Here is a 26,332-nt window from a genome sequence, read left to right as displayed (position 1 = left end):
TCTACCCTTCATCGCCCCTAAATAACCTTCGTCTGTCATCAAGCCTAAATGTTCTGATTCCAACTCAAGCTCTGACAAATCAGCTAGGTTTTAAAGAGGACCTTTTGTTTTCTTGAATCTTCAACTTCAGCAGTGTTGGGATTTGATCAAGATCCACGGAGCGGAACCTTGAAAACCAATTTTCTACCCACACTGCTGGCCTCATGTATTTTCGCAAGCAGCCAGGCATTCGCCGAATCCCCGGAAGAAGAGGATCTCTTTGATCTCAGTCTGGAAGAACTGATTTCCATGGAAATTCCTGACGTTACTTCAGTATCCCGTAAGAAGCAGCGTTTGATGGATTCAGCCGCGGCTATTTATGTCATCACCAACGAAGACCTGCGCCGCACGGGCGTCACCTCAATTCCTGAAGCCCTGAGAATGGTGCCAGGGATGCAGGTAGCGAAGCTGAACGCCAACACCTGGTCAATCAGCACCCGGGGCTTTAACTACATCTTCGCCAATAAATTGCTGGTTCTGATTGACGGCAGAACGGTTTACTCGCCGCTCTTCTCCGGTGTTAACTGGGATGTTCAGGACACCATGATGGAAGACATTGACCGCATTGAGGTCATTCGTGGCCCAGGTGCAGCACTCTGGGGAGCTAACGCAGTAAACGGTGTCATCAATATCATTACTAAAAAAGCCGCAGATACCCAGGGCAACTTGTTAACAGCCGGTGGCGGTACTGAAGAAAAAGCATTTGGCGCCTTCCGCCACGGCGGTGAGTTTGGTGAAACAGGTTTTTATCGCGTTTATGTCAAAGCCTTTGAGCGTGACGGTCAGGTCAATGCAGAGGGTAAAGATACTGCTGATGACTGGAAGATGCGCAGAGCAGGCTTCAAATCAGAATGGAAGGTTTCATCTGATTCCGAGATGACGGTTCAAGGTGAACTATACGAAGGCACTACCAGACCTCCACTGAGATTGCTGGATAAGTCACAGCCAACCATTCCACAGCTGGCTAACGGCTTTATCGTCAATGGACTCAGTCGGGATCAACGAGGCGGTAATCTCGGTGCTTATTGGAAAAGAACACTGAGTGAAACCCACGATTACTCATTGAGAGCCATCTACGACAACTACCAGAACTTTGATTACCGAATCGCTGAAAAGCGCGACACCATTGATCTGGAGTTTCAACATTACTCCCAGCTCTGGGGTAGACATGACTTAGTTTGGGGGCTGGGTTACAGAGCCACCTGGTATGAAGTTAAAAATACTCCCTTCATGTACCTGCTTGAGGGGAAGGACTCCAAACAAACAGAGCTGTTCAGTGCTTTCATTCAGGATGACATCACACTGAATGATCAATGGACTTTCACTCTCAGCTCTCGATTTGAACACAACAGTTTTACCGGCTACGAGGTTCAGCCAAATGCTCGTTTAACTTGGAGGCCTTCTGAGAATAGAACTTTCTGGGCAGCTCTTTCCCGGGCTGTGAAAACGCCATCCATCAGTGAAACAGCACTGCAAACGGATGGGATCACTATTGAGACGCCAAGTACAGTTTCCTACATCATTCCAATCATGGGTAACCCTGATCTGAAATCTGAGAAACTGACCGCTTTAGAGTTAGGTTACAGGGAGCAGTTCGGCAACAACTTCAGACTGGATATCACGGCTTTCTACAACCAATACGAAGATATCATTGCCTACGTAGATACCAATATGTGCCCTAATGGCTCCAATGCCATCACCATTCCTTCTGCTACTGGCTCTTCTCTTTATCTTTGTCCTTATCCAAACGTAGTTCAGTTGCCCGCAACACTTATCAACGGGCTGAACACAAAAACCTACGGTCTTGAAGTAGTAGCTGACTGGCAGGCAAAGGACTGGTGGAAACTGCAGTTTACTTATAGCTGGCTGCAAGTAGATGCATGGCCAAATCAGGCAAAAACAGACTTTCTTAACACCAATGAGAGGATTGTTGAAGATCTGAGCGCGCCTCACACTGCCAATATTCGCTCCACCATGAACCTGCCCAACCAGTGGTACTTCGACTTCTGGGTTCGTTACTCGGACAATCTGAAGAACGCTAATATCGGAGCCAATACATCACTGGATATTCGTCTGGCCAAGAAATATGGAGACAACCTAGAGTTTTCTTTGGTCGGACAGAATCTCTTCAGAGATCACCACAGAGAGTTTTATGAAACTCTGAGTGGAATGGCACCAACAGAAATCCAGGAATCATGGTACGCCCAGATTCGCTGGCAATTTTAATCGGATGGAGGAGGACGACTTCATGCCGATGCCAATGAACATGATTAAATCTAACATCAGCCTGCTGATGATCACCGCCAGCTTAACAGCGATATTCTTTATCCCCGCTGCCATAGCCGGTACTCCCGAAGACAAAGTCAAAACGGCTATTGTCTACAAACTGACCAAGTTCGTTACCTGGCCCAAGAAAAAGCAAAGTCTTACTCTGTGTATTCTGGGTGAAGGCACGATCAACAGTGAGCTGACCAAGATCAATCGAAAAATCAGTATGGGTAGACGTTTATCCGTTACTCATAAAGATTTGAATGCTCCTGTGGATAAGTTGTGTGACATTCTTTACATCCACAATGTTGATCAGGCCTCGTCGTCGAAAATCACCAATAACCTTAAAGGTAAGCCCATTCTCACTATCAGTGACAGTCGCTCGTTCGCTGAGCAGGGTGGATTGATAGGACTTGCGAGAAAGGGGAAGAAGATCAACTTCACCATTAACAAATCATCGGCTGATGCTTCAGGCCTGAATATCAGCTCACAGCTTAAAAATCTGGCCAAAGTCATTGAATGACTCAGCCATGAGTGAATTAAGAGTGTTTTTGTTAGCTCCAGTGATGAAAACACTTTCTTAACCCATAAGTAGCAACTCGTTTTCATCCCGACCGGGATGAAAACCTTTTTTGGTGTAAAAACAGAAATGGTTACTTTCAGGAATCTTCCTATCAAGCGAAAGCTGCGCTATGCCATGTTGATCACGGCCTATGCAGTTCTGTTGGTAACCTTGTCCATTCAAAGTGTCAGCGATCTTATCAAGTCCCGTGCTTCTCTCGTTGATCATATGGAAACCCTGGCTGAAGTGGTAGGCTCTAACGCTCATGCAGCCCTAGTGTTTGAAGACCAGAATTCAGCAAAGAATCTACTGACTGGTTTTAACAGTGCCACCCATATTCAATCTGCTTTTCTTTTGAATGCGGATGGCGAAGAAATTGCGGCTTATCATCGATCCAATCACAGCCCCTGGGCATTTTCACTTCAGGATTTTGAACGCCCGGTCACTATTTTCAGCAATACTCGACTTCACCTCTATCGCCCTATTGTTCTTGATCAACAATTGATTGGTGCTATCTACATTCAATGTGATCTTTCACCCCTGTACATCGAACTGACACAAAACCTTTTATTGGCGCTTATAGCGGCTCTGGTTTCCGTTATTCTTGCTTCCATTCTGGCCTCCAAGCTTCAAAGATTACTGGGTAAACCCATAACAGAGCTGGCCAATACCATCTCCCAGATGACCAAGAATGAGCAGTACGACCATCAGGTACAGAAATTCGATAACGATGAGATTGGTCAGCTCTACGACTGCTTTAATGAAATGCTGATGCAGATTAAAGAGCGTGACCAAAGGCTCCAGCAACACCGGGAAAACCTTGAAGCTTCGGTTGCGGAAAGAACCCGGGAATTACACAGTGCCAACCGGGAACTGAAAGAGAATATTTCCGAACTCAACGAAGCTAAAGAAGCTGCTCTGGAAGCAGCCAAAGCCAAGAGTGCATTCCTTGCCAATATGAGTCACGAGATCCGTACGCCCATGAACGGTGTACTGGGTATGCTGGAACTGCTGAAAGATACTCGCCTTGATCGTGTGCAGCAGGACTTTCTGGAAACTGCCTACAGTTCCGCTGATGCTTTGCTGCAGATAATCAACGACATTCTCGATTTCTCGAAAATTGAAGCTGGCAAGATGGAAATTGAATCCATTGACATGAACCCTGCTGAAATTGCCGAAGATGTCTGTGCTTTACTGGCAGGCAAAGCCAGAGAAAAAGGTTTGGAATTAAGCTGCTTTACCGATGTCGACCTTCCCAGCATTGTTAAAGGGGACTCAGTACGTCTGAGACAGGTACTGACCAACCTGGTTGGCAACGCTGTGAAATTTACTGAAGAGGGTGAAGTGGTTGTCCGGCTGAATATGCTGGAAACCAAAGACAACAATGTCAAAGTTGAGTTTTTGGTGGAAGACACAGGTATTGGTATAGCCCCTGATGTTCTTCCCAATCTGTTTACCGCTTTTACCCAGGCCGACGGCAGCACAACCCGTAAGTTTGGCGGTACCGGACTAGGACTGACCATATCCAGACAATTAGTGGAATTGATGGGCAGTGATGTAGAAGTTTCCAGCGCCCCCGACCTGGGTTCCACTTTCTCTTTCGTACTGGATCTGGAAGTGTCTGAAACACAAGCTATTAGACCTCGAAATATCAGCCATGCATTGGAAGGCATCAAAGCCCTTATTGTCGACGACAATGCCACCAACCGTGAAATTCTCAGGCATTATCTGACCGCCTGGGGCATTGAACACTCTGAAGCCAGTAGTGGTAAGGAAGCTCTGGCAGCCCTGCTGAATGCTGCTTCTGAAGGTGCTCCATTTGAATTAATTCTGCTCGATATGGATATGCCAGAAATGGACGGACTGGCTCTCTCCAAAGCCATTGAAGAAGAACCTGCTCTGGCCAAGGCAAGAAGAATCATGTTGAGCTCTTCAGGTTTTATTACCCGGGCAAAACAAAAGGAAGTCGGGATATCCGCCTGTCTGAGCAAACCTTACCGACAGTCACGCTTGCTTGATACCACCATGCAGGTGATGCATGAGCATCACATTCAGCACACTGAAACCGTTGAAGCCGATGTTGAAGAAAGCGCTTTCTGTAATACCATTCGTATACTTCTGGTTGAAGACAATATTGTTAACCAGAAAGTGGCTGTCAGCATGCTGAAAAAAGTTGGATTGAACAGCCCTGATATTGCAGCAGATGGTAAGGAAGCGGTCACTATGAGTCAGAAACAGGATTACGACCTGATTCTCATGGACTGTCAGATGCCGGAAATGAGCGGTTACGAAGCTACCAGCCTGATACGCAAAAGAGAAAGCACTCATAACCTGCCAAGAATACCCATCATTGCCATGACAGCCAACGCCATGCAGGGCGACCGCGAGAAGTGCCTGGCATCCGGTATGGATGATTATCTGAGCAAACCGATCAAGGCCAGCCTGCTGAAAGAAAAGTTGGCTCAGTGGCTGATTGGAGATCTGGATGATGACAAAGACAATGCTGACTCATCAGAAACAACAGAGATTGATGAAGATGATGATCAGAGTGATCTTGAGCCAGTGCTTGATATGCAAACACTCGAGACTCTCAAGGAAATCATGGAAGATGAGTTTGATAGTTTGGTGGACAGCTATCTGGAAGACGCTCCTTCCTTGTTAAGAGATATTGAGAACGCATCCAAAGAAGCTGATCTGAAAATAATGGTCAGGGCTGCGCATACATTGAAATCCAGCAGCAACAATCTGGGGGCTTCATACCTGGCGGGGATCTCTCTGGAAGTGGAAAAACTCGGCAAGGATAATCAACTCTCGGAAGCTATTGAGTTAATTCCTGACTTAAAAAATGCTCTGGATAAAACTACAAAAGCGTTGAAGAATCTAAGCTAATTCTTTAATGCATTTCCTGAAAAAGAAAAACCTCGCAAAGCGAGGTTAATTAGACTGGGCGACTCCCTGTGAGCATCCTGCTCATTTTTTTGCTTCCTTGCCTCTACAATCCATGTAGATTAATAGCCCAGTACTTTAACTATAGACAATCGGTCAGGAATGCAAAGTTCCTTGATTTAAAGACTACTGTTAAATGTCTTTCAATTTACTTTCATTATCATCGCAGTTTTATGAAAAGATCCTTCGCCTGGTTAAAGCGAAAGATCTTATTGGTCAGCAGAATGTTTCAGATAAAGATGTTAATGACGCATTAAAACTGTTCATCAGAAAGGCCATACAGCTCTTCAGTACCGGAAGCCGCAGTCGCCAGAAGACCTTCCATTTTTGGCAAGAGACGCTTGAAATAATAACGTGCAGTCACAATCTTTGCCTGATAAAAACTTTCTTCCTGAGTGCCTTCATTGAGTTGCATCTGAGCCTGCCTTGCCATCATGGACCACATCCAACCGTATGCCACATAAGAAAAAGCATGGAGGTAATCAACACAACTTGAATTAACAGCATTTGGATCTTTCGCTGCTTGTTCCAACAAGTTTTCTGTCAGAGATTCAAGACTGGAAAGAGCGCCTTCCAGTGGTTTGGAAAACTCGTCGGCTTCACCTTCAGCAATAAAGCTTCTCACATTCTCTGCAAATTCTTTAACGTAGGCACCCTTGTTAGCAACAATTTTACGTCCCAGTAAATCCAGAGCCTGAATGCCGTTGGTGCCCTCGTAAATCTGGGCGATGCGAACATCCCTGACCAGTTGTTCCTGACCCCACTCACGAATGTAACCATGGCCGCCAAATACCTGCTGGCCAGCCACACAACTCTCCAGTCCCATATCAGTCAGGAAAGCTTTGACCACAGGTGTTAACAGTGCGACCTGATTTGCAGCCTGCTTTCTTTCAGTTTCATCCGGACTGAACTTTGCAGTATCCAGCTGTGTTGCAACATAGGTTGAAAACGCCCGACCACCCTCATTCAGGGCTTTCATATTGAGCAGCATTCTTCTGACATCACCGTGAACCAGGATAGGGTCCGCTGCTTTTTCAGGATTTTGGGCACCGGTTGCCGCTCTGCCCTGCCCTCTTTCTTTAGCGTATTCCAGAGCCGACTGATAAGACATTTCACTGGTACCCAAACCCTGGATACCCACAAACAGTCGCTCATAGTTCATCATGGTAAACATGGCGTTCAGGCCTTTATTGACCTCACCCACCAGATAACCTTTGGCACCATCAAAATTCATGACACAGGTTGCAGAAGCCTTGATGCCCATTTTGTGTTCCAGGGAACCACAATGCACTTCGTTTCTTTCTGCCAGTGACCCATCGTCATTCACATTGACTTTTGGCACCAGGAACATGGAAATGCCTTTGGGTCCAGCCGGGGCATCCGGTAGCTTGGCCAGAACCAGATGAATAATATTGTCCGTCAGGTCATGCTCACCTGCGGTGATAAAAATTTTGGTTCCAGTAATGTTGTAGGAACCATCACCATTGTCTTCTGCCTTGGTTCTGATGATCCCCAGATCAGTTCCGCAATGAGGTTCAGTCAGGCACATAGCACCTGTCCACTCACCGGAATAAAGCTTTGGCAGATAGAGTGATTTCAGACCTTCAGAAGCGTGAGCATCAATCGCCAGAGCAGAGCCAGAAGTCAGGCTTGGGTACAAAATAAATGCCAGGCTGGCGCTACTGAACATCTCATCAAATTGAGCACTCAGTGCCTTGGGCATGCCCATGCCACCATATTCAGGATTTCCACTAATTCCGGTCAGACCCGCTTCTGAAAACAGCTGATAAGCTTCTTTGTAACCTTTTGGGGTGGTTACACCTTCTTCAGTCCAGTGACAGCCTTCCTCGTCACCTTCGCGATTCAACGGCGCAACGGTTCGAGCAGCCAGCTTTGCACCTTCTTCCAGAAAGGCATCCGCAGTTTCACGATCAACCACTTCCTGAGTAGCAGGCCACTGGCTCCAACGTTTATCAGCATTGAATACTTCGTACATCACAAAGCGCATATCACGGAGAGGTGCCTGATAATCTGCCATGGTGGACACTCCTGGAGTTTTAATGTTTTTAGTCAAGTGTTCATTTATTTTACCCCAGTGGATAGGGCTCTAAAAGGAATGTTTTAAACTAACGTTTGAATTTTTAACTACAAAAAAAGCCACAGCATTTATCTGTGGCTTCAGGAAGTGTTTTAAATCAGTCTCTTTCCAAATCCAGGCGGTTAAAAACGATAATAGAAGCCCGCTGTCAGAACGACTCCAGCCCAGGAGAGCTCCAGGCCGAAACCTTTGTAATCGATATCCAGAACCGCCTGAATCAGTGGAAAGAAACGGGTGTCATAGAGCGTCAGATACTTCTTGTACCCATACATGATGCCGGCACGATAACCAGCCTCGACATCAAACTCTCCATACTTCTGCTGAAACAGTGTTCTCTGCCAACCCGCCGACCAAACCCGGTCGCTGTGGGTATTGATAAATGTTCCACCGTAGTATCCCTTGTATGTGAAACCAATCAGCTCATTATTGTTTTCCTGATCATCGCCAGGATCCAGGTGCAAAGTCCACATCCCAAGATAGATATGATCTCGGGATGGACGCCCCCAGATTTGATCCACCCAGCCGGACTCTTCTTCAAAGCTATTGTAGGGGGAGTATGTATCTACGGTAACCGGAGGTTCTTCTGATTCCTCTGGGGGCTGATCGTCCTGAACCATGTCCCTGTTGGTATCTGCAGCCAACATGACGCCGTCAGGCTCTAACCATTGAGACTGGCCATTATGGCTCTGTAATCCGTAGTTTATTTCGCTGTTCTCTGCCGCCAGCAGGCTGCAGGGAATTGAGAGAATAAGAATTACCTTTAAGAAAGGATTAATGATTCGCTTATAAAAGCCCGATAAGGGGATTATTAGTGTTTTCTGTGTGCTCATCGCCTCGCCTAATACAGCTCCTGGTGCGGCTGTTATATCTCCATGGTCTTTGAAAAAGGATTAATGCTGTATTTTTTTATAGACCAGCGTTGGAGGTTAGGCAAAAAACTAATAAACGATAGACTCAAAATGACCAGCAAATGGTTTTTTTCGTGTTAACTTAAATGTATGCGCATATATCAAAGGAATGACTATGCGGTATCTGATAGCCCTGATCAGCACTATGTTGAAAATCAAATGGCAACCGGACTGGATGCAAGACAAAACACCGGATGCCCGTCATTTTTATCGTAGGACTTTCACTGCGTCCTATCGAGCCAAAAGAAGTATTGTGAAAAACATCTGGATTGCTGCAGGCCTGTTGATGCTGATTAACCCGGTCATTCATATCGCCTTGTTAATAGCCCTGCCAGTCACCCTGCTTAGTTTTGTAATACTTGACGAGACACCCTGAAACAAAAGTTATTTTTACTTTATCCATAAAAAAGGGCCACCATACGGTAGCCCTTCTTTAACAGCATTTCAGCTTTACAGCTCGCCGAAATCTTCTTCAGCCATATCCAGCAGGTTTTCAGTACCGGACAACATGGCTGCCTTATGAGACAGGGTTCTTGGCAGAATACGCTCATAATAGAAACGTGCTGTCTGAAGCTTGGCTTTGTAGAAGCCTTCTTCAGTAGTGCCTTCAGCCAGCTTCTCGGAAGCCACTCTGGCCATATCAGCCCACATGTATGCCAGTGTCGCGTAACCGGAGTACATCAGGAAGTCGACAGCCGCCGCACCCACTTCATCCGGATTTTCCATCGCCTTCAGACCCAGCTGCATGGTGAGATCGCCCCACTCTTTGTTCAGCGCAGCCAGAGGCTCAACAAATGCTTTCAGCTCTTCATTCTCGGCATGAGCTTTACAGAATTTGTGAACTTCCTTGGTGAAAGGCTTCATGGACTCACCGCCGGTCTGGAAGATTTTTCTTCCCAGCAGATCCAACGCCTGGATACCGGTAGTGCCTTCATAAAGCATGGAGATACGGCAGTCACGAACGTTCTGCTCCATACCCCACTCACTGATATAACCGTGACCACCGTAGCACTGAACGCCATGGTTGGCCGATTCAAAACCTGTTTCGGTCAGGAAGGCTTTCAGAATAGGTGTCAGGAAGCCCAACTCTTTATCCGCCTGATCACGAACTGCTTCGTCTGGATTGTGCAGCAGATCCGCTTTCTTGGCGGTGTAATACATCAGCGCACGGTTACCTTCAGTGAAGGCTTTGATGGTCAGCAGCATACGACGAACATCAGGATGTACGATGATGGGATCTGCAGGGCCATCAGGATTCTTGGCACCACTCAGAGAACGCATCTGCAGGCGCTCACGGGCATAACGCAGTGCACCTTGATAAGCAATCTCACCGTGTGACAGTCCCTGAATACCGGTTCCCAGACGGGCTGTATTCATAAAGGTAAACATGCAGTTCAGACCACGGTTTTCCGGACCAATCAGGAAGCCGGTAGCTTCATCAAAGTTCATGACGCAGGTTGCGTTACCGTGAATCCCCATCTTGTGCTCGATCGAGCCACAGCTGACACCATTGCTTTCGCCGTGCTTGCCTGGGAGATGTTTGGGAACGATAAACAGGGAGATACCTTTGGTACCTTCAGGAGCACCTGGCAGACGAGCCAGAACGATATGGACAATATTGTCTGCCATGTCGTGCTCACCGGCAGAGATGAAAATCTTGGTGCCTGAAATCTTGTAAGAACCGTCAGCCGCTGGCTCAGCTTTGGTGCGCAGCATGCCCAGGTCAGAACCACAGTGAGGTTCTGTCAGACACATGGTACCAGTCCATTCACCGGATACCAGTTTGGTCAGGTAGGTTTGCTTTTGTTCTTCAGTACCATGGGCTTCCAGAGTATTCATGGCGCCATGACTCAGGCCTGGGTACATACCCCAGGACCAGTTGGCTTCACCCATCAGTTCACTCAGAACCAGCCCAAGAGAATATGGCAGACCCTGACCACCATAGGCAGGATCGCTGGCCAGTGAAGGCCATCCGCCTTCTACATACTGCAGATAAGCGTCTTTAAAACCGTCAGGTGTTTTCACACCTTCTTCAGACCAGGTGCAACCTTGTTCGTCGCCAATCTGATTCAAAGGAGCCAGAACCTGCTCGCAGAACTTTGCACCTTCTTCAAGAATGGCATCAACCATATCAGGGGTAGCTTCTTCACCACCGGGGATACTGGCATAGTGCTCAGTGTATCCAAGGAGCTCGTCACGTACGAACCGGATATCGCGCAGGGGGGCCTTATATTCTGGCATAACGGTACCTCTGGGTTCTCTTATATTTATTCAATGAACTGGTATATATAAAATTATAGTACCAGTTTCAAACAGTTGTTTGAAACTTACGTTCGCTTACAACAAATGTCAACTATTGTTCATGCTTTATCTTTCAAAAACGTGGAGCTTGAAGAGATACCTGATCAATGGCTTTTTCAATGGAGTCTTCCGGGAGGCAAGCGGCTCACTGTCTCGCTCACTTTGTGCATAACATCGTTATCACTTTCAGGCTCTTTCCTGAGCCACTCTTCAGAAGCCTCTTTTCCAAGAGTTAACTGACCAAGCTTGACCAAAAAGCTTCTGGCACTGGAAAGTGTCAGGAGGTGATTAGAAGCCAGTACGTCTCCACTTCTGAATTCATCATACGCTTTATCCACAGCATCACGAAGACGGTTAAGATAGCTGCCAGCGTCTGAAAATTCAGCCAAAAGGCGCCCTGTATACTCTTCTGGATGATTCAGGATTTCAGCCTCAATACTGTTCAGAAAATCTTCCTGGGCATGACCTTCCCCAGTGTAAAAAGCTCTCTGGTGCATCAACTGCCGAACAGAAAAGATACCGTCCATGAATGCTTCTGTCTTTCCTTCTCTAAGAGAGGACAATGCAGAATCAACCTGACTTCTGATTTGGCCATCCAGTCGAGGAACCGCCCTGCTGGCCCAGTTGGAGGGTTTCAAAAGCCCCAGCCGAAACTTGAATTCCTCACGGGTCATTCTCTTGATTCGTCTTTGTCCGGAAGAGCGTTTGAATGGATTAGTCTTTAAATGGCCCAGCTTTCTTTTTACACCATCAGGAACGCTGACTTTGAAACGCCCTTTCCAGAGAACCGACTTCTTGCTGGCGGGTTGATGAGCCTCATGACCTACAGACTGGGAAGGCGATGGAGAACTCGGATTGATTTTTTCACCCATGATGAACCACTCTTGTGACCCATCTTTTTATATCGGACAGACAACCATGAACTGATGCCTGAGTGATTGAAATGGAGTTTTGAAATTAAGCCAGTCGGATGACTGGCTTTAATATCAGGACAGCAGGGGAGACAGGTCCAAACAGGAAGCAGCATTGTTCTTTTGGCTATCATCCATCCAGGGAACAACACCCAGGCAGGGAGAAGGAATCATAGCTTTAAGCGTTTCGACATTTTCCTCAAACCGACTCATTTCAGGGTCCACCTGATTAGCTACCCATCCAGCCAGCTGACATCCACTTTGCAGAATGGACTCAACCGTCAGCAGAGAATGGCTGATACAACCCAGCTTCATACCCACCACTAAGATGACAGGTACATTCATATTTTTCGCCAGATCTGCCAGCATCTCACGATCATTCAGAGGCACTCTCCAACCACCAGCACCCTCAATAAATGAAAGGTCATGCCGAGTCATCAGAGCGCCGCGGCAAAACCCTGTAAGGCGATCGACCGTGACTCGTCTTCCTTCTTCCTGAGCTGCAATATGAGGTGCAATCGGAGGCTCAAAGAGCACAGGGTTGACCTGCGAATAACCCAGATCAACATTCATGGCACTCATCAGGTTCAGGGCGTCGTCATTCCTGGGACCATCCGGAGTGTTCTCTGATCCCGCTGCCACCGGCTTTAGAGCCAGAGTTTTCAGACCCTGCTGATTCGCTGACGCTAACATGGCACAGGTGACAAAGGTCTTACCGGCATCCGTATCGGTGCCAGTGACAAAAAAGGTTTTAGGCATGGGCTGGTTTTCTCAAAATCCCGTACAGCACTTGATAGGACAGGGGTAACCCGGCGTCGACCCGAAACGTTTCGTAGGCTTCCTGAAGCTGGAGCAGTCGGCCTCTTGTCATCAAGCCCGGCTGTCGACTGTGCACCGTGTTGACTCCCAGTGCTTTCAGTTCCCTGAGGAGCTGAAAAAGCTCAGGATAGTAGAGTGTCTCTGTTTGTTGCTTGAAAGATTGCTGTTTAAAGCAAGATTCAAGCACCTGTTTTTTCTGATGCTCGAAGCTTTCAAAACCGTTCACATGGATATTGCTGTCTACCTGCTTCCAGGCTTCATTCAATTCCCCCATGGTGCCACTGGTGAGACTTGAGAAGACGAAAACACCACCTGGCTTGAGAATACGGTACAGCTCATCAAGAACGGTTTCGAATGAACACCATTGGATTGCCAGACTGGAAAACACCAGATCAAAGCTGTTGCTTTTAAACGGCAGAGCTTCAATATCTCCGGAGCACCAGGAGGAAGAGTCACACTGGGAGCGGGCAAATTGCAGCATGCCCATGGCCAGATCCAGACCGGTAACATGAGCTTCCGGGAAATGCTCTGCCAGCACCTTTGTCTGACTGCCTGTACCCGAGCCCAGATCCAGAATCTGTTGAGGAGAGCACTCTGTAGGCAGACCCAGCATGGCCCTTGCAGCTACACGCTTCTGAAGAACCGCTGCTGAATCATAGGTAGCCGCAGCCCGGCTGAAATTGGCAGCCACGCGTAACTTATCAACTTGAGCCTCTGAAGAATATGCAGCTGTTTTCAGCTTCGGTTGCATAAGCGGTTAACCTGGTCTGCTACCTGTTTTATAGCGCCTGAGTCTTTATCCAGGAAGAAGCAGTGACCCCCTTCCATCATCAGAACACTGTGGGCAGGGTAGTCTCTTTCTATTCTCTCACCGGTATCCGATGGCACCAGCGCATCATCTTTACCAAAACAATGAATCACCGGACAACGGATATCGGACAGCTGGGATCGAACGTCACTGGCACCTAATAGTTTCAGCAATTGCAGAAGAATAGTTGATTCCAGGTCAGCATCTCTTTTAACGGCTCTCTGAAGCATTTTCAGAACGTCTTTGCGATTGCCGTTGCCCATGCTGCAAAGCAGTGAAAACTGATCAACCGTGGCTGAGGAGTCTTCCTGCATCCCGGCGTAAAAGCTTTCAAAGGTCTGTGGAAGCATGGCTTCAGGCCAATCCTGATTGCGCACAAAACACGGATTGCAGCCCAGCGTTACCAGACCAGCGACTTTATCGGGGTTTTGACTGGCATAAATCGAAGCTAATGTACCGCCTAAAGACCAGCCGACAAGGATCACCGGAGTTTCCAGCAGATGCATGTCCAAATAGTCCAACAACTGCTTCCAGTCATACTTCTTTCGCTCCCAGACCAGGCCGGGCAGCTGAACTACAGAAACTCGACCATCGCCGTCCAAAGCACTCGCAAGAGGCTCCATAACTGTTGCAGGCATAGCCCAACCACTGACCAGAACAATGGGTAAACTCATGCTACTTCCTCCTGTAACGGGCGTACCGTTCTCTCCAGTGCATCCAGTAGCTGCTCTACATGTTTTTGTTCATGAGCGGCACTGAAGGTAATACGTAACCTTGAAGTTCCTTTGGGAACCGTGGGGGGACGAATGGCCGTCACCAGGATACCCTGTTCTGCCAGAGCGTTACTCATGGCCACAGCAGTATCAGCAGACCCGACAATAACAGGCTGAATAGGAGAGTGCGAGTCCATGAGTTCCAATCCCATCTGCTTGCACTCTTTTCTGAAGAAATCGATCAACTGATCCAGACGTTCTCTTCTCCAGTTTTCTTCCTGCAGGATTCTAAGACTGGTTCGGGTGGCCTCTGCAACCGCTGGAGGCATGGACGTGGTGTATATATAGGTACGGGCGAACTGGATCAAGGTTTCAATCAAGGCTTCACTGCCGGCAACAAAAGCACCTGCTGTACCAAAAGCTTTTCCAAGCGTCCCGACCAGAACCGGCAAATGATCCTGATCCAGACCAAAATACTCTGCAACACCGCCACCCTTTTTACCCAGGGCACCAAAGCCATGGGCATCATCCACCATCAACCAGGCATCGTGCCTGAGAGAAAGTTCAGACAACTCTTTCAGCGGAGCCAGATCACCGTCCATGCTGAAAACGCCATCGGTCACGATTAGCTTTCTTCTGGCTTCTGTTCTGTTCAGGCGGCTTTCAAGGTTGTTTACATCATTGTGCAGGTATCGCTGAAAACGAGCTCCTGACAACAGACCTGCATCCAGAAGAGAAGCATGATTCAGACGATCTTGAAAAACAGCATCTTCTTTTCCAAGCAGAGCACTGATCACACCCAGGTTAGCCATATAACCGTTGGAGAAGAGCAACACCCTTTCACGTCCGGTGAACTCTGCCAACTCTTCTTCAAGCTGGTGATGTGCACGACTATGGCCAATTACCAGATGGGAAGCCCCCCCGCCAGTGCCATACTCTGAAGTCGCTTGAGCCATAGCTGCACTGACTTCCGGGTGGTTTGCCAACCCCAGGTAGTCATTGTTACAAAACGCCAGGTACGGTTTTCCGTCCACCACAACTTCAGCACCCTGAGGAGCCTCAAGGGTTTTACGCGAACGATACAGACCATTATCTCTGCGGGCCTGAAGATCCTTTTCCAGATCGAAAGGCATCAGGAAGCCTTCTGTCCCATGGCATCACTTTTCATAGCATCAAAGTACTGCTCATTATCCTGCTCACGCAGCGGACACACTTTCGCCAGAGCCTGTTCATCCAGTTCGGAAGTATCTTCCATATTGATGCCCAGCTTGTTGAACAGCTGTCTGTCACTACTTTCCTTGGGATTGGCAGTAGTCAGCAATTTTTCGCCCAGGAAAATAGAGTTGGCACCAGCAAGGAACGCCAGAGCCTGCAGTTCGTCACTCATGTTTTCGCGACCTGCAGACAGTCGAACACAGGAAGCTGGCATCATAATTTTGGCCACGGCAATGGTGCGAACAAAATCAATACCATCAACAGCATCCACATCTTCCAGCGGAGTACCTTCCACTCGCACCAGCATATTGATGGGAACACTTTCAGGGTGCTTGGGCAGATTGGCCAGCTGAATCAACATGCCGGCACGATCTCTTTCGGTCTCACCCAGACCTACAATGCCGCCGCTGCAGATGTTCATACCTGCATCGCGAACATGAGCCAATGTGTTCAGACGATCGGAATAGGTACGGGTAGTAATGATGCTGCCGTAAAATTCAGGAGAGGTATCTAGATTGTGGTTGTAATAGTCCAGACCCGCTTCCGCCAGTTGCCCAGCCTGATCTTCATCCAGCATACCCAGCGTCATGCAGGTTTCCAGACCCATCTCCTTTACGCCTTGCACCATTTCCAGGATGTAAGGCATGTCTTTCGCCGGAGGATTTTTCCAGGCCGCGCCCATGCAGAAGCGGGTGGCTCCGGAAGCTTTGGCATGACGTGCCTCTTCCAGAACTTTACGAACTTCCATCAGCTTTTCTTTATCAAGACCGGTGTTGTAGTGACCGCTCTGGGGACAGTACTTGCAGTCTTCCGGGCAGGCACCTGTCTTGATGGACAGCAGTGTACTAACCTGCACCTGATTGGGATCAAAGTGGTTTCTATGAGCCAGCTGAGCCTGAAAAATCAGATCATTGAACGGCATCTGGAACAGGGCTTCGACTTCATCGGCAGTCCAGTCATGGCGAAGAACACTGGGGTTTGCGCCCTTGTAGTTTAAAACGTCGGTCATGTTTCTCACTGATGCGTCCCAGTGGGAGCTCTCTGTATTGTTGGTCAGCGGCTCAATTATTAGAAATCGAGATTAAAAACATGACCGATGATAATAAAATGAAATTATGCGTCAATTGTTAAAACGTAACAGCGTTTACAAATGGTTAAATTTCAGACAATTTCTAACCATGAGCTGCCTGCTTTGTAGAACTAACACTCTATTAGATGAGCCCGTTTGCAACTTATGCATGCGAGCCATGCCTATCGCAAAAAAACATTGCACAAGCTGTGGTATTCCGATCGAAGCTAACGCTTCAGACCACTGTGCCCAATGCCTGCAGAAGAAGCCGCTATTCGACACTTGCTACTCAGCATTCAATTACGAATACCCGCTGGATCACCTTCTCAAACAGATCAAACACCAACAACAACTGATTTATTTGCCTCCGTTGGTAAAACAACTCAGAGAAGTATTAATTCATCAATACGACGATACAGCCTGGCCCCAGATGATCATTCCGGTTCCACTGCACACCAAAAGGTTGAGAACCCGAGGCTTTGATCAGTCTCTTTTACTGGCCAGACAATTATCAAAAGCTCTAAGACCCCATGCCAATATCCCAGTGAATACTCAACTTATAAAACGACACCGGAAGACGGCTTCTCAACAAGGGTTAAGTGCATCGGAAAGAAGGAAAAATATTAAAAACGCCTTCAGCCTTGCAGGTAAAACCCACTGCAATCATCTGGCGATTATTGACGATGTGGTTACGACGGGATCAACCGTTTCAGAAATTACACGACTTTTGAAAAAACAGGGAGTAAAACGTGTGGATATCTGGTGTTTGGCGAGAACGCCTGAGCATCACTAAACCCAGTCTTTAACCACACCCCTGTTCGAGTTAAGATGCATATCTGACAAGCTGTCAATAAGTCTACTTTCAACAATAAACACGGAAGGACTGCTACATTGGATGTACAGAAGTACTGCGATATTCGAAGCTTTGAGCCGGATGAACAAACCTTGAAGGCGCTGAAAACTATCGAAAGACAAACAAAGCTGTCCAACACACTCAAAACCCTCGTCAGCACCGTCCCTCTCTATAAGATCTTTGTAGAGCCCGCCCCAAAAGGGAAAACGACCTTTGATGCTCTGACTTATGACTGGCTTGCATTTGAGCAGACACTTAAGTCCATTAATAAATATCACAGAAGAAGAATATGGGAGATAGCCTCAAGTGAATCCCTTTATTCAGACTCCCATGATCGAAAAAACAGATTATTTTGGGAGTGTGTTCAGAATGCTACCAGGTAGACAAATTGCTCTCTTTTTCATTGTGATCGTAATTCTGAGCTCAGCACAGGCTCAGGAATGTCGAAAGGGTATACTGGATTTACCGAGTTCACATTGGCTAAGACAAGAAACGGTAAATACTCAAAAACAACTCCTTTTGTGGTTGAGCTATAGAAACGCCTATTTCTGTGATCGCAAAGTTATGGGAAATGACCTTTTAGAGGCAATAGAAAAAGCTGCTGAAAGCAACAGTAGGGAGGAGCTTGATCTAACTATCAATATAGCTTTGTCGATGGTTCCTACAGAACAGAAGAAAAAGAAGATGGCTTCACTGGTCGGAGATAGAAAATTAAATAATCTATTAAAAAACCATCCCGAATCATTTGACCCTGTTGCTACTGGAAAAGCCTGGGGCCTCATCCCAAGTTTTCCGGAAGAAGACAGAACTCAAGAGCCGTAAAAATAGTGTGCAACGAACCCAATGTGAGAGTTTTCATAAACACCCGGCCAATATTATTATCCTGACACAGCCTGAAACCCATGCCTGCGTCAGGAAAACAGGAACTCATATTCATCCCTGTTGTCCAATTCTAACTATCCCAGAATGACCTGAAACACCAGCAACCATTGAGAACGATCTCATGAGCTTCCAACAAAAATACGCAGCCTTTCGCCGCCAATATCAGGAACATCAAACATGGAAACTGTTACGAGCTGAAAATGCACCGCTGATGCTGGCCTTTATTGCCGATTTATTCCAGGAAGTCAGTGAAGTTCCTGTAGGTCAGGCTCGGGTGGCTTTGGATGCAGAGCTGCAACAATTAAGAGAACTGAATCTGATTGAAGGCGATGTCAATGCAATGGCTTACCTCAGGGGATGGATCAAGTCAGGCTGGCTCAGGGAGCTGGATGACAACCTGACCCGAACTGATCCCTGCGAAGTAGCCCTGCGCTTTGTTAAAGGGCTGGATGAGAGAGAAAATAATGCCACAGCCTCACATTTAAGAATTGTTCAGGATGCCATCAGGGATTTAGCCGTCGCTTTGAGCCCCGATCCAAAAGAGCGGGTCATCCTTCTGGAAGCAAAAAAAACACAATTGCAAAATGAAATTGATGCTTTAAATGCAGGTGTTGTTATTGAGCTATCAGAGCTGGAGCAGAAGGAAAGAATCCGAGAGGTCTATCAGCTGGCTTCGGTTCTTACAGGTGATTTTCGCAGGGTAGAAGATGAGATACGGCAACTGGACCAACAACTCAGAATTAATATGATTGAAGCCGATCACCATCGCGGTGATATTCTGAAAGCCTTGCTGGATGGAGAGAACATTCTGGCAGAATCAGACGCAGGCAGAGCTTTTGACAGTTTTTTCCAGCTGCTTTGTGATGAAAACAGGAGGCTCGAGTTCAGGGAACAGATCCGCTCTGTTCTCAGTCGTCCGGCCAGTAGCTACCTTAGTAATGAGCAGGCTCGATTTCTTGAACGCTTACTGCGTGAACTCACTTATGAAAGCGAACATGTATTTCACGTAAGAAAACGAACCGAGGAGAGTCTTCGTAGATACGTAGAAAGTGGTGCTCATCTGGAAAGCCGGGCTGTCAGCCAACTATTGGAGCAACTCGAGCAAACGGCCCTCAAGTTTCAAGAACAAAATATCAGCCTGAAATCAGAGATTGAACTGAAACTGAACAGTGGTAGTGTCAGAGTTCAGTCGCTGGACAGCCTGGTACTTCGAACACCCGACGAAGCACTTGATACCAGTGAGGTAAAAACCAGTAAGAACCAGTTGTCTCCCAGCACCTCAATGTTGTCACACTTACAGTCCGTCAAAGTGATGGAGCTGGCAGAAATCATCAAATCCATTTTATTGCAAAATGGCCCTCTCACCATTGCAGGAATCATTCGGCACCACCCTGTTACCAAGGGGCTGGAGGAGCTGGTGGCTCATTTACGGGTGGCCAAAGCAATAAAAGCCACCATACTATCAGACCGGGAGCACATCAGTTTGCAAAACAAGGATGGTACGAACCTGCAGGCAACGATCCCCTGTTATCTCCTTAGTTCTGATCAATTTCCACATCGTATGGAAGACTTAACACTATGACTCAAGAGTCCTCAGAACAAGCGTCCGACTTTTTTGATCGCTTGACCCAGCCTGAAGAGTCAACTGAGCTCAATGGAATTGATGCTTTATCCTCTGCACAAATGTCCATAGAAAAAGAAAAGCATCTGGATCTGGATACAGAAAGAGAACAGGATCAGCCATCGACTAAAAAAGGCAGACTTCCTCCCGAAGCTCGGCGAGCCGTGATCAGACTGATGCGCCTGGGGGTAATCTCTGCAAAAAGTCAGGGTGCACTGTTTAACAGTCTTTGCCAGCACGAAAAACTGGTCAGGGATCATCTGGCTGATATGTATCTCCGGCTTACTCTGGATCAACAGTCTGGCATCGCCTTGCTCCAGGAACAGGATAATATTGACGAGGAGGACGATCAGGTTTCTCTGATCACCCGAAGAACCCTCTCTCTCTTCGACTCCCTGCTACTGCTGGTACTGAGAAGATTTTACCAGGATCGAGAAAACTCGGGAGAACAGCAAATTTTTATTGACCTGGAACAGATAGAAGCCTTGTTGACCCCCTTTGTTCCCCTAACAAACAGTAGTCGTACAGATAAACGTAATCTGGGTGGGGCACTGGATCGCATGAAAGAACGCAAAATTTTGTCCGGTTCCAGGGAAGGTGAACGCTTTGAAATACAGCCCGTCATTCGCTATGTAGTGAATGCTGACTTTTTGCAGGAAATGCTGGGTAAGTATCAATCCATGGCTGAAGGAGCCAGTGATGACTGAAAGCCTTTTCAGCCTGGACACAGGCAGGGATGTCAATTCCAACGAACCAATGACCATCAATACTTTATTCAGCTCTGGCCAAATTCGCCTGGCAGAGATCTCGCTCCATAACTGGGGCTCCTTTCATGGAGAGATTTTTACCGCAAGGATTGATCCTGAAGGCACCCTGATCACAGGAGATAATGGCTCAGGTAAATCCACTCTTATTGATGGCCTGATGGCTTTATTACTGCCCGCAGGAAAAGCCAGTTTTAATGTCGCCGCAGCTCAGGGAGATCGCTCTGATCGTACACTGGTCTCTTATGTGCGAGGCAGCTACGGCACTGAACATGACGGAACCCGAACCAGCACCCTTAACAAACGCCCAGGTGCTGTAATCTCTGGTTTGAGAGCCTTATATCGAGCCGATGACGGTTCCGAAATCACCCTGGCTGGCTTGTTCTGGATGACCCAGAACACCCAGGCCCTGAAAGATCTTAACCGAATGTATCTGGTTGCCAAACGTAATCTGACACTGGAAGAACTGCTGCAAAGTTTTGGTTCCAGCAATATCAGAGGCTTGAAGCAAACGCTCAGAAATGACCCACTGGTCACCTTGTGCGATGATCGTTTTCATGAATATCAGGAAACGTATTGCCGACTTTTACAGATGGAAAACCGCAATGCGCCTGCTTTGTTATCAAGAGCATTAGGATTAAAAAAAATTGATGACCTGACAGACCTGATTCGAAAGCTGGTGCTTGAACCCAGTCGAATCAGAGAGGATGCCACCAAGGCCGTCTCCGGCTTTGAAGATCTGGTCAGCATCCATAATGAGTTGTTAACGGCAAGAAGCCAACGGGACATGCTGGCTCCCTTGCCAGAGCTTGCCACAAAGCTGGAAATAACGCAGACGTCTATACAATCCCTTTCAGCCCAACTCTCAGCCCTGCCCATCTGGTTTGCTGAGCAACGTTATCAACTATGGACGGTTCGTCTGAAACGATTGGAAGCGCTCATTGAAGACTGTGAACAACAATTACAGCAAATAGCTCATCAAGAAGCCGATGCCAATCGACTGGTGGAAAGTCGCCATAAAGACTTTATCCAGCTGGGAGGTGACCGAATAGTTCACTTGGAGGCGGAGTTAAAAAGGGACAAGGAAAAGCTGAATGAGGTTAATTACAAAGCAGGAAAATATCAGGAAACTGTCCAAAAGCTGGCTCTGGATGATCAACTCACGGAACCCACCTACCGGAAAAATGCTGACATTCTTATCAACAGCCTCCATCAAATCAAAGAAGAAATAGATGCGCTACTAAGTGCCTTTGGTTCCGCAACGGGAGAATGGGAGAATGCCCAGGATCAAGAAAAGTTACTGACAAAAGAAGTCGAAGAAATCAGTTCACGACCGGATTCCAATATCGATCCGGACTTTCAGAAGTTAAGGGATGAACTCTCTGAATCCCTGGATATCGACAAAACAGATCTGATGTTTATGGGTGAGCTGGTAGACGTCAAACCGGATGAGAAGAACTGGCAGGGCGCTATTGAGAGGGCACTGGGAGGCCTGAGAACGACCCTGGCGGTGCCCGAAAACACCTTCCCCCAGGTAACAAAGTGGCTGAACCGGCGGCATACCGGGTTGCACGTACGGGTTCAAGTAGTAAGACAGGTCAACAGTACAAAAGACTTTTTTGCTGACGGTTATCTCAGAAAGTTGCAATGGCGCAACCACCCCTACCGAGAATGGCTAAAACACCACCTGGCCCGTTTTGATCTTCACTGCGTCAGCAGTACCGAGGCACTGGATAAAACCCCTTTTTCCATGACCGAGCAGGGATTGGTTCATATGGAAAAAGGCCGCTTTGAGAAAAAAGACCGACGCAGAGTCGATGACCGTCGGGCCTGGCAACTGGGTTTCAGCAACAAAGACCGGCTTGCACTGCTTAAACAGGATCTTAAGCAGCAACAAGAACAGGTCAGCCTGTGCCTTCAGGCCGTTACTGAGGCAAAAAAACAATTGAACCAGGCCGGAGAACGAGAAGAACTCTGGAAAGCTCTGAGCCAGTTCAGCTGGGATGCTATCAATGTCCCATACTGGCAAGAAAGGGTGACAAAAAGCCAACAGGAACTGGAGCACCTCCAACAATCCGGAGGTGATCTGGAACAGGCAAGACTGCGCTGGGAGCAATCCAAAAATGAGCTGGCCAGTATTCAAAACAAAAAAGAGACTGAACAAGCTCAACAAGCTGCATTAAACACCCGAAAGGGTATGGGAGAGAAAGAACGTTCAAAAGCAGAATCTACCGCTTCGAAAGGCATGACGGATGCGCCTCGCACTGAACTTACTGACCGTATCGGTGAACTGGTGAATGATGATCTTGAGAACGCTATAGGACTGGAAGAAGAGCATCGAATTGATATCGATAAAGCAAAAACAAAAGCGACCGATGTCGAGAGAATTACTTCCCAGCGTGCCGTAGGCATTATGTCTGCTTTTTCACAACAATGGGGGCATATCACCATTGAATGGTTAAGCAATATTGAAGGACTGCCAGACTTTATCCAATATCTGGAAAAGCTGGATCACGAAGGACTGCCAGTATTAGTGGATCGCTTTCAAGAACGCCTTACCCGGCATACAACACAATCACTGGCTGCCATCAGCCAGAAAATGGATTCAGAACGAGAAGAAATAGAAGAGCGAATTAGAACCATTAATCAGGTACTGGCTCGCACCGAATTCAAAAAAGGGACTTTCTTGCGCCTTGGTGCAAAAACGGAAGACTTCCCCCATGTTACCGAGTTCAAAAAGCAGTTAAGGAATGTGCTACAACAGGCAGGGAGTGAGGATCATGAACTGCGCTTCAAAAACCTGAAAACAGTTGTGGATATTCTGGACAAAGCTACAGCAGTCAACACTGCCAATAACCTTGAAAGCCTCCGGTTACTGGACTCCCGATATCAATTGTCGTTTTATGCCGAAGAAGTAGACAATACCTCCCGAAAGGTACTGGATGTACTGGCTTCGTCCACAGGCAAGTCCGGTGGCGAGAAAGAATCCTTTGCAGGCACTGTGGTGGCCGCCAGCCTGGCCTATGTACTGACCCCTGATGGCTATGACCGACCGGTTTACAGCACTGTTTTTCTGGATGAAGCTTTCTCCAACACGGCGGAATCAGTAAGTCGCCGTGTACTGAAAGTATTCAAGGAGTTGAGTATCCATATCAACCTGATCACTCCCTACAAAAACCTGAACCTTGCCCGCGAGTCTGCCAAATCGCTTCTTATTGCCGAGAGAGATCCGAAAACTCATGAAAGCAGCTTATGCGAAGTTACCTGGGAAGAGATTGACCAGAAAATGAATCATTCTGGATTCATTGAGCAGGATGCCAGAGAGCTGGGCATTGAACTCGATGAAACAGAGGAGGCCTGAAAAAATGAACTGGGGAGTCACGGTTGAAGCTGCCAGAAAGCAATTACAAGAAAAAGAGTGGGATAGATGGGATCGTCTGCGTAAACACTTGTTAGACCCTGGCTCCATCCGTATCTCTTTAAAGCCACCTGTGGGAAAGCAAGCACTGGCTGATATTTCCCGATTCCATCAATACATTAAGCAGTGGCAAGAATGGCACCCCCCAGAGCAAGTCGAATGGGAAACCCGGGATTATCATAAAATCGGCCAGCACAGAATTCCCGTCGCTTTGACTTTACCCAACCTGCAGTCTTTGTTTAACGCTTTGGGTCCTGAAGCAATAAAACGCAGCCGCAGTTGGGAAAAGCTATTCAAACCGTTTCTGGGAATTAATCCTGAATTAAAAAACGTACTGATCAAGCATCTAAGAATGCTGGAATCAATGCCTGAGGATGAGATAGAGTCCCTGGCCAGAGTGTTGCCTCAAATAAAAAAAGGAATGGGAAAAGGGTTTTATTCAAGAGCACTCCCTATTTCAGGTATTAATACCAAATTTATAGAGCAAAACGCCACGATTATCCGGAATTTCCTTGAAGTGATGCACACTGAAACTATCCAGGACCTGTATCAGTGGCTGGACTGCAATGAAACACCTTCAGGCTGGCTGATCATACGCCCGCTCTGCCCGCAGACTCAGACAGAAATGATGGGTCTTCCGATTCTGAAATTATCAACTGATGTACTGCGTAATACCTCTATGCCAGGCACACATACCCTGGTGGTTGAGAATGAACAAACCGGCTTTGCCCTGCCTCAACTCACCAACACAGTAGCAGTTATAGGCGGCGGCAAAAACGTATCCTGGATGGATGCTCACTGGTTAAAAGAGAAAAGTGTTGCATACTGGGGGGATATTGATACTTGGGGTCTATCCATCCTCAGTGATGCCCGCTCTATGATGCCTAGCCTCTCGGCTCTGATGATGGACGGTAAAACCTATGAAACAGGCCTGAAAAGAGCATCTCACGAAAACCAGCCCGTCAAAAGAATGCCCGAAAATCTGACGCCAGAAGAAAAGATTCTCTTCAATCAACTGCTCAATGCAAAGCAGGGCAAGACACGCCTTGAACAGGAATTTTTGGATCAAGACTATATTTTCAGAAACCTTACTGACTGGAAAGCTCATTCCTAATATCACAGTCAAAATCTCATGAAATCACCCAGCACCTGACTTGCAGTAGGCCTGTGTCTGGGATTCCAGGCGAGCATGGACTTCAGTAACCTGGCATAGCCACTGTCTATCCTATCTACAGCCTTCAAGCGATTATTCAGGTATTCATAGTACAGGTGCTGCTTTTCCATGGTTTGAGTATCGAGCGCTTCAGGAAAAAGCCTCTCATTGGTCAGCATTTCAAAGAGAATAACCCCGGCCGAGAACACATCGGTTTTCTTGGAAACTTCCTTCTTCCCTCGATAAAACATTTCCGGGGGCTTATAACCCTCGGTACACACCTCTGCATTTTCTGCTGGGCCAACATACTGTGCCAGACCAAAATCAATAATGGACAAACGGCCTTCTTCATCGATTAACACATTCGCGGGTTTCAAATCCAAATGCCAGATTCGTGAATTATGCAGGTGAGTCAGGCCATTTATTAACTGAGAACCGTACACTCTGAAATCTGGATGCGACATGCCTTCATCCTGCTGTTCCAGCTTGTAATAAAGTGTCTGACCGGCATGGGGCATTAATATAGAATCGTCACCGGATTCAATCAGCGGAACAATATTGGGTCCCTGAGCCGCTCTGAGAATTTCTTTTTCATCCCTCAGAATATTGACAGCCCCTTCTGACACTGCACACTTTCGCATATAGATACTGGTATCAATCGGAGACCACCAGCACTCACAGGTCAGGGAAAAATCCTCATCCTTATGAGTGACCTTTGAGGACACCATTTCCTGCGGAATGGTGATCAGTCTGGCTTTACCCAGCACATAACGAAATGCATTAGTGACTACTTCCCAGGTACTCTGAAGCTCCTGAGCTTCTGGTGCAGGGTTATTTATGCCGGAAGGCGGGAGTGGTGCATCCATCATGACGTTATTCCTGAAATCCATTTGGGTGTTAGACAAAGCAACCCGGCAAATGGTTTTCAAAATAACTGACAGAAAGGTAAGGAATTCTAACGCCCACAGGGATCGTTCGTAGTAA

At 47.2% G+C, this 26,332-nt stretch carries 20 protein-coding genes; 10 read left to right on the top strand and 10 right to left on the bottom strand.

What is annotated here, in order from left to right:
- The first annotated feature begins 168 nt into the window (after positions 1-168).
- The 3 genes from WG89_RS32690 (at position 169) to WG89_RS08045 (ending at position 5,758) form a co-directional block, all read left to right on the top strand.
- Positions 169-2,265: a TonB-dependent receptor plug domain-containing protein gene (locus WG89_RS32690; protein ID WP_062263960.1), complete on the top strand. Its 2,097-nt coding sequence runs from the start codon at positions 169-171 to the stop codon at positions 2,263-2,265.
- A 22-nt stretch (positions 2,266-2,287) separates the two neighbouring features.
- Positions 2,288-2,830, top strand: a complete 543-nt coding sequence (locus tag WG89_RS08050) for a YfiR family protein (protein WP_172806743.1) — start codon at positions 2,288-2,290, stop codon at positions 2,828-2,830.
- Positions 2,831-2,926: 96 nt separating this feature from the next.
- Positions 2,927-5,758, top strand: a complete 2,832-nt coding sequence (locus tag WG89_RS08045) for a response regulator (RefSeq protein WP_062263955.1) — start codon at positions 2,927-2,929, stop codon at positions 5,756-5,758.
- Positions 5,759-6,068: 310 nt separating this feature from the next.
- Here the strand turns inward: WG89_RS08045 and WG89_RS08040 are convergent, their stop codons facing one another.
- Together WG89_RS08040 and WG89_RS08035 are read right to left on the bottom strand one after the other, a co-directional pair.
- Positions 6,069-7,853 (bottom strand): acyl-CoA dehydrogenase C-terminal domain-containing protein, encoded by a 1,785-nt coding sequence (locus WG89_RS08040; RefSeq protein WP_062263952.1) that lies wholly within the window; start codon positions 7,851-7,853, stop codon positions 6,069-6,071.
- 182 nt (positions 7,854-8,035) lie between these two features.
- A complete protein-coding gene (locus tag WG89_RS08035) occupies positions 8,036-8,743 on the bottom strand; it encodes a hypothetical protein (RefSeq protein ID WP_062263949.1) in 708 nt (235 codons plus the stop codon).
- A 193-nt stretch (positions 8,744-8,936) separates the two neighbouring features.
- Here WG89_RS08035 and WG89_RS08030 point away from each other — a divergent pair, with 193 nt between their 5' ends.
- Positions 8,937-9,197 (top strand): hypothetical protein, encoded by a 261-nt coding sequence (locus WG89_RS08030; RefSeq protein ID WP_062263946.1) that lies wholly within the window; start codon positions 8,937-8,939, stop codon positions 9,195-9,197.
- Between the two features lie 74 nt (positions 9,198-9,271).
- On the opposite strand, the gene WG89_RS08025 is transcribed toward WG89_RS08030, so the two are convergent.
- From WG89_RS08025 to bioB, 7 genes are all read right to left on the bottom strand, one after another.
- On the bottom strand, positions 9,272-11,062 hold the full coding sequence (locus WG89_RS08025; protein WP_062263943.1) for an acyl-CoA dehydrogenase C-terminal domain-containing protein: 1,791 nt from the start codon (positions 11,060-11,062) through the stop codon (positions 9,272-9,274).
- Positions 11,063-11,238: 176 nt separating this feature from the next.
- A complete protein-coding gene (locus tag WG89_RS08020) occupies positions 11,239-11,994 on the bottom strand; it encodes a hypothetical protein (protein WP_062263940.1) in 756 nt (251 codons plus the stop codon).
- A gap of 114 nt (positions 11,995-12,108) precedes the next feature.
- Positions 12,109-12,792: a dethiobiotin synthase gene (gene bioD / locus WG89_RS08015; protein ID WP_062263939.1), complete on the bottom strand. Its 684-nt coding sequence runs from the start codon at positions 12,790-12,792 to the stop codon at positions 12,109-12,111.
- Positions 12,785-13,603, bottom strand: coding sequence for a malonyl-ACP O-methyltransferase BioC (gene bioC / locus WG89_RS08010; protein WP_062263937.1), 819 nt, complete (start codon positions 13,601-13,603; stop codon positions 12,785-12,787). The genes bioD and bioC overlap by 8 nt, the downstream gene beginning before the upstream one ends.
- Complete coding sequence (locus WG89_RS08005; protein ID WP_062263935.1) at positions 13,588-14,334, bottom strand: alpha/beta fold hydrolase; 747 nt, start codon at positions 14,332-14,334, stop codon at positions 13,588-13,590. Before WG89_RS08005 ends, bioC begins: the two co-directional genes overlap by 16 nt.
- Positions 14,331-15,506, bottom strand: coding sequence for an 8-amino-7-oxononanoate synthase (bioF, locus tag WG89_RS08000; RefSeq protein ID WP_062263932.1), 1,176 nt, complete (start codon positions 15,504-15,506; stop codon positions 14,331-14,333). Before bioF ends, WG89_RS08005 begins: the two co-directional genes overlap by 4 nt.
- On the bottom strand, positions 15,506-16,597 hold the full coding sequence (gene bioB, locus WG89_RS07995; protein ID WP_062263929.1) for a biotin synthase BioB: 1,092 nt from the start codon (positions 16,595-16,597) through the stop codon (positions 15,506-15,508). Before bioB ends, bioF begins: the two co-directional genes overlap by 1 nt.
- A 106-nt stretch (positions 16,598-16,703) precedes the next feature.
- On the opposite strand from bioB, the gene WG89_RS07990 reads away from it, so the two are divergent.
- From WG89_RS07990 to WG89_RS07960, 6 genes are all read left to right on the top strand, one after another.
- A complete protein-coding gene (locus tag WG89_RS07990; protein WP_079253720.1) occupies positions 16,704-17,450 on the top strand; it encodes a phosphoribosyltransferase family protein in 747 nt (248 codons plus the stop codon).
- A 390-nt stretch (positions 17,451-17,840) separates the two neighbouring features.
- Positions 17,841-18,332 (top strand): hypothetical protein, encoded by a 492-nt coding sequence (locus WG89_RS07980; protein ID WP_153301481.1) that lies wholly within the window; start codon positions 17,841-17,843, stop codon positions 18,330-18,332.
- Positions 18,333-18,513: 181 nt separating this feature from the next.
- On the top strand, positions 18,514-19,974 hold the full coding sequence (locus WG89_RS07975; RefSeq protein WP_062263918.1) for a DUF3375 domain-containing protein: 1,461 nt from the start codon (positions 18,514-18,516) through the stop codon (positions 19,972-19,974).
- The gene (locus WG89_RS07970; RefSeq protein ID WP_062263916.1) at positions 19,971-20,720 is read left to right on the top strand and encodes a DUF4194 domain-containing protein; all 750 of its coding nucleotides are present in this window, start codon (positions 19,971-19,973) and stop codon (positions 20,718-20,720) included. The genes WG89_RS07975 and WG89_RS07970 overlap by 4 nt, the downstream gene beginning before the upstream one ends.
- Positions 20,713-24,138 carry an ATP-binding protein gene (locus WG89_RS07965; protein ID WP_062263914.1) on the top strand — a complete coding sequence of 1,142 codons (3,426 nt, stop codon included), beginning with the start codon at positions 20,713-20,715 and terminating at the stop codon, positions 24,136-24,138. Before WG89_RS07970 ends, WG89_RS07965 begins: the two co-directional genes overlap by 8 nt.
- Positions 24,139-24,142: 4 nt before the next feature.
- Positions 24,143-25,309, top strand: a complete 1,167-nt coding sequence (locus WG89_RS07960; protein ID WP_172806742.1) for a DUF3322 domain-containing protein — start codon at positions 24,143-24,145, stop codon at positions 25,307-25,309.
- Between the two features lie 8 nt (positions 25,310-25,317).
- On the opposite strand, the gene WG89_RS07955 is transcribed toward WG89_RS07960, so the two are convergent.
- The gene (locus WG89_RS07955; protein ID WP_062263908.1) at positions 25,318-26,217 is read right to left on the bottom strand and encodes a protein kinase domain-containing protein; all 900 of its coding nucleotides are present in this window, start codon (positions 26,215-26,217) and stop codon (positions 25,318-25,320) included.
- Positions 26,218-26,332 lie beyond the last annotated feature (115 nt).

Source organism: Endozoicomonas arenosclerae (assembly GCF_001562015.1).
Lineage (GTDB): Bacteria > Pseudomonadota > Gammaproteobacteria > Pseudomonadales > Endozoicomonadaceae > Endozoicomonas_A > Endozoicomonas_A arenosclerae.
The sequence above is the reverse complement of the archived record's forward strand: the minus strand, read 5'-3'. Positions and strand labels throughout refer to the sequence as shown.

Coding starts and splice junctions, on each gene's coding strand:
- bioC (WP_062263937.1), bottom strand. CDS start 13,603: ATGCAACCGAAGCTGAAAACAGCTGCATATTCTTCAGAGGCTCAAGTT.
- bioF (WP_062263932.1), bottom strand. CDS start 15,506: ATGCCTTTCGATCTGGAAAAGGATCTTCAGGCCCGCAGAGATAATGGT.
- WG89_RS08050 (WP_172806743.1), top strand. CDS start 2,288: ATGCCGATGCCAATGAACATGATTAAATCTAACATCAGCCTGCTGATG.
- WG89_RS08045 (WP_062263955.1), top strand. CDS start 2,927: ATGAAAACCTTTTTTGGTGTAAAAACAGAAATGGTTACTTTCAGGAAT.
- WG89_RS08020 (WP_062263940.1), bottom strand. CDS start 11,994: ATGGGTGAAAAAATCAATCCGAGTTCTCCATCGCCTTCCCAGTCTGTA.
- WG89_RS07960 (WP_172806742.1), top strand. CDS start 24,143: ATGAACTGGGGAGTCACGGTTGAAGCTGCCAGAAAGCAATTACAAGAA.
- WG89_RS07990 (WP_079253720.1), top strand. CDS start 16,704: ATGCGTCAATTGTTAAAACGTAACAGCGTTTACAAATGGTTAAATTTC.
- bioD (WP_062263939.1), bottom strand. CDS start 12,792: ATGCCTAAAACCTTTTTTGTCACTGGCACCGATACGGATGCCGGTAAG.
- WG89_RS08040 (WP_062263952.1), bottom strand. CDS start 7,853: ATGGCAGATTATCAGGCACCTCTCCGTGATATGCGCTTTGTGATGTAC.
- WG89_RS07965 (WP_062263914.1), top strand. CDS start 20,713: ATGACTGAAAGCCTTTTCAGCCTGGACACAGGCAGGGATGTCAATTCC.
- WG89_RS07970 (WP_062263916.1), top strand. CDS start 19,971: ATGACTCAAGAGTCCTCAGAACAAGCGTCCGACTTTTTTGATCGCTTG.
- WG89_RS07975 (WP_062263918.1), top strand. CDS start 18,514: ATGAGCTTCCAACAAAAATACGCAGCCTTTCGCCGCCAATATCAGGAA.
- WG89_RS08025 (WP_062263943.1), bottom strand. CDS start 11,062: ATGCCAGAATATAAGGCCCCCCTGCGCGATATCCGGTTCGTACGTGAC.
- WG89_RS08005 (WP_062263935.1), bottom strand. CDS start 14,334: ATGAGTTTACCCATTGTTCTGGTCAGTGGTTGGGCTATGCCTGCAACA.
- WG89_RS07955 (WP_062263908.1), bottom strand. CDS start 26,217: ATGATGGATGCACCACTCCCGCCTTCCGGCATAAATAACCCTGCACCA.
- bioB (WP_062263929.1), bottom strand. CDS start 16,597: ATGACCGACGTTTTAAACTACAAGGGCGCAAACCCCAGTGTTCTTCGC.
- WG89_RS08035 (WP_062263949.1), bottom strand. CDS start 8,743: ATGAGCACACAGAAAACACTAATAATCCCCTTATCGGGCTTTTATAAG.
- WG89_RS07980 (WP_153301481.1), top strand. CDS start 17,841: ATGATCGAAAAAACAGATTATTTTGGGAGTGTGTTCAGAATGCTACCA.
- WG89_RS08030 (WP_062263946.1), top strand. CDS start 8,937: ATGCGGTATCTGATAGCCCTGATCAGCACTATGTTGAAAATCAAATGG.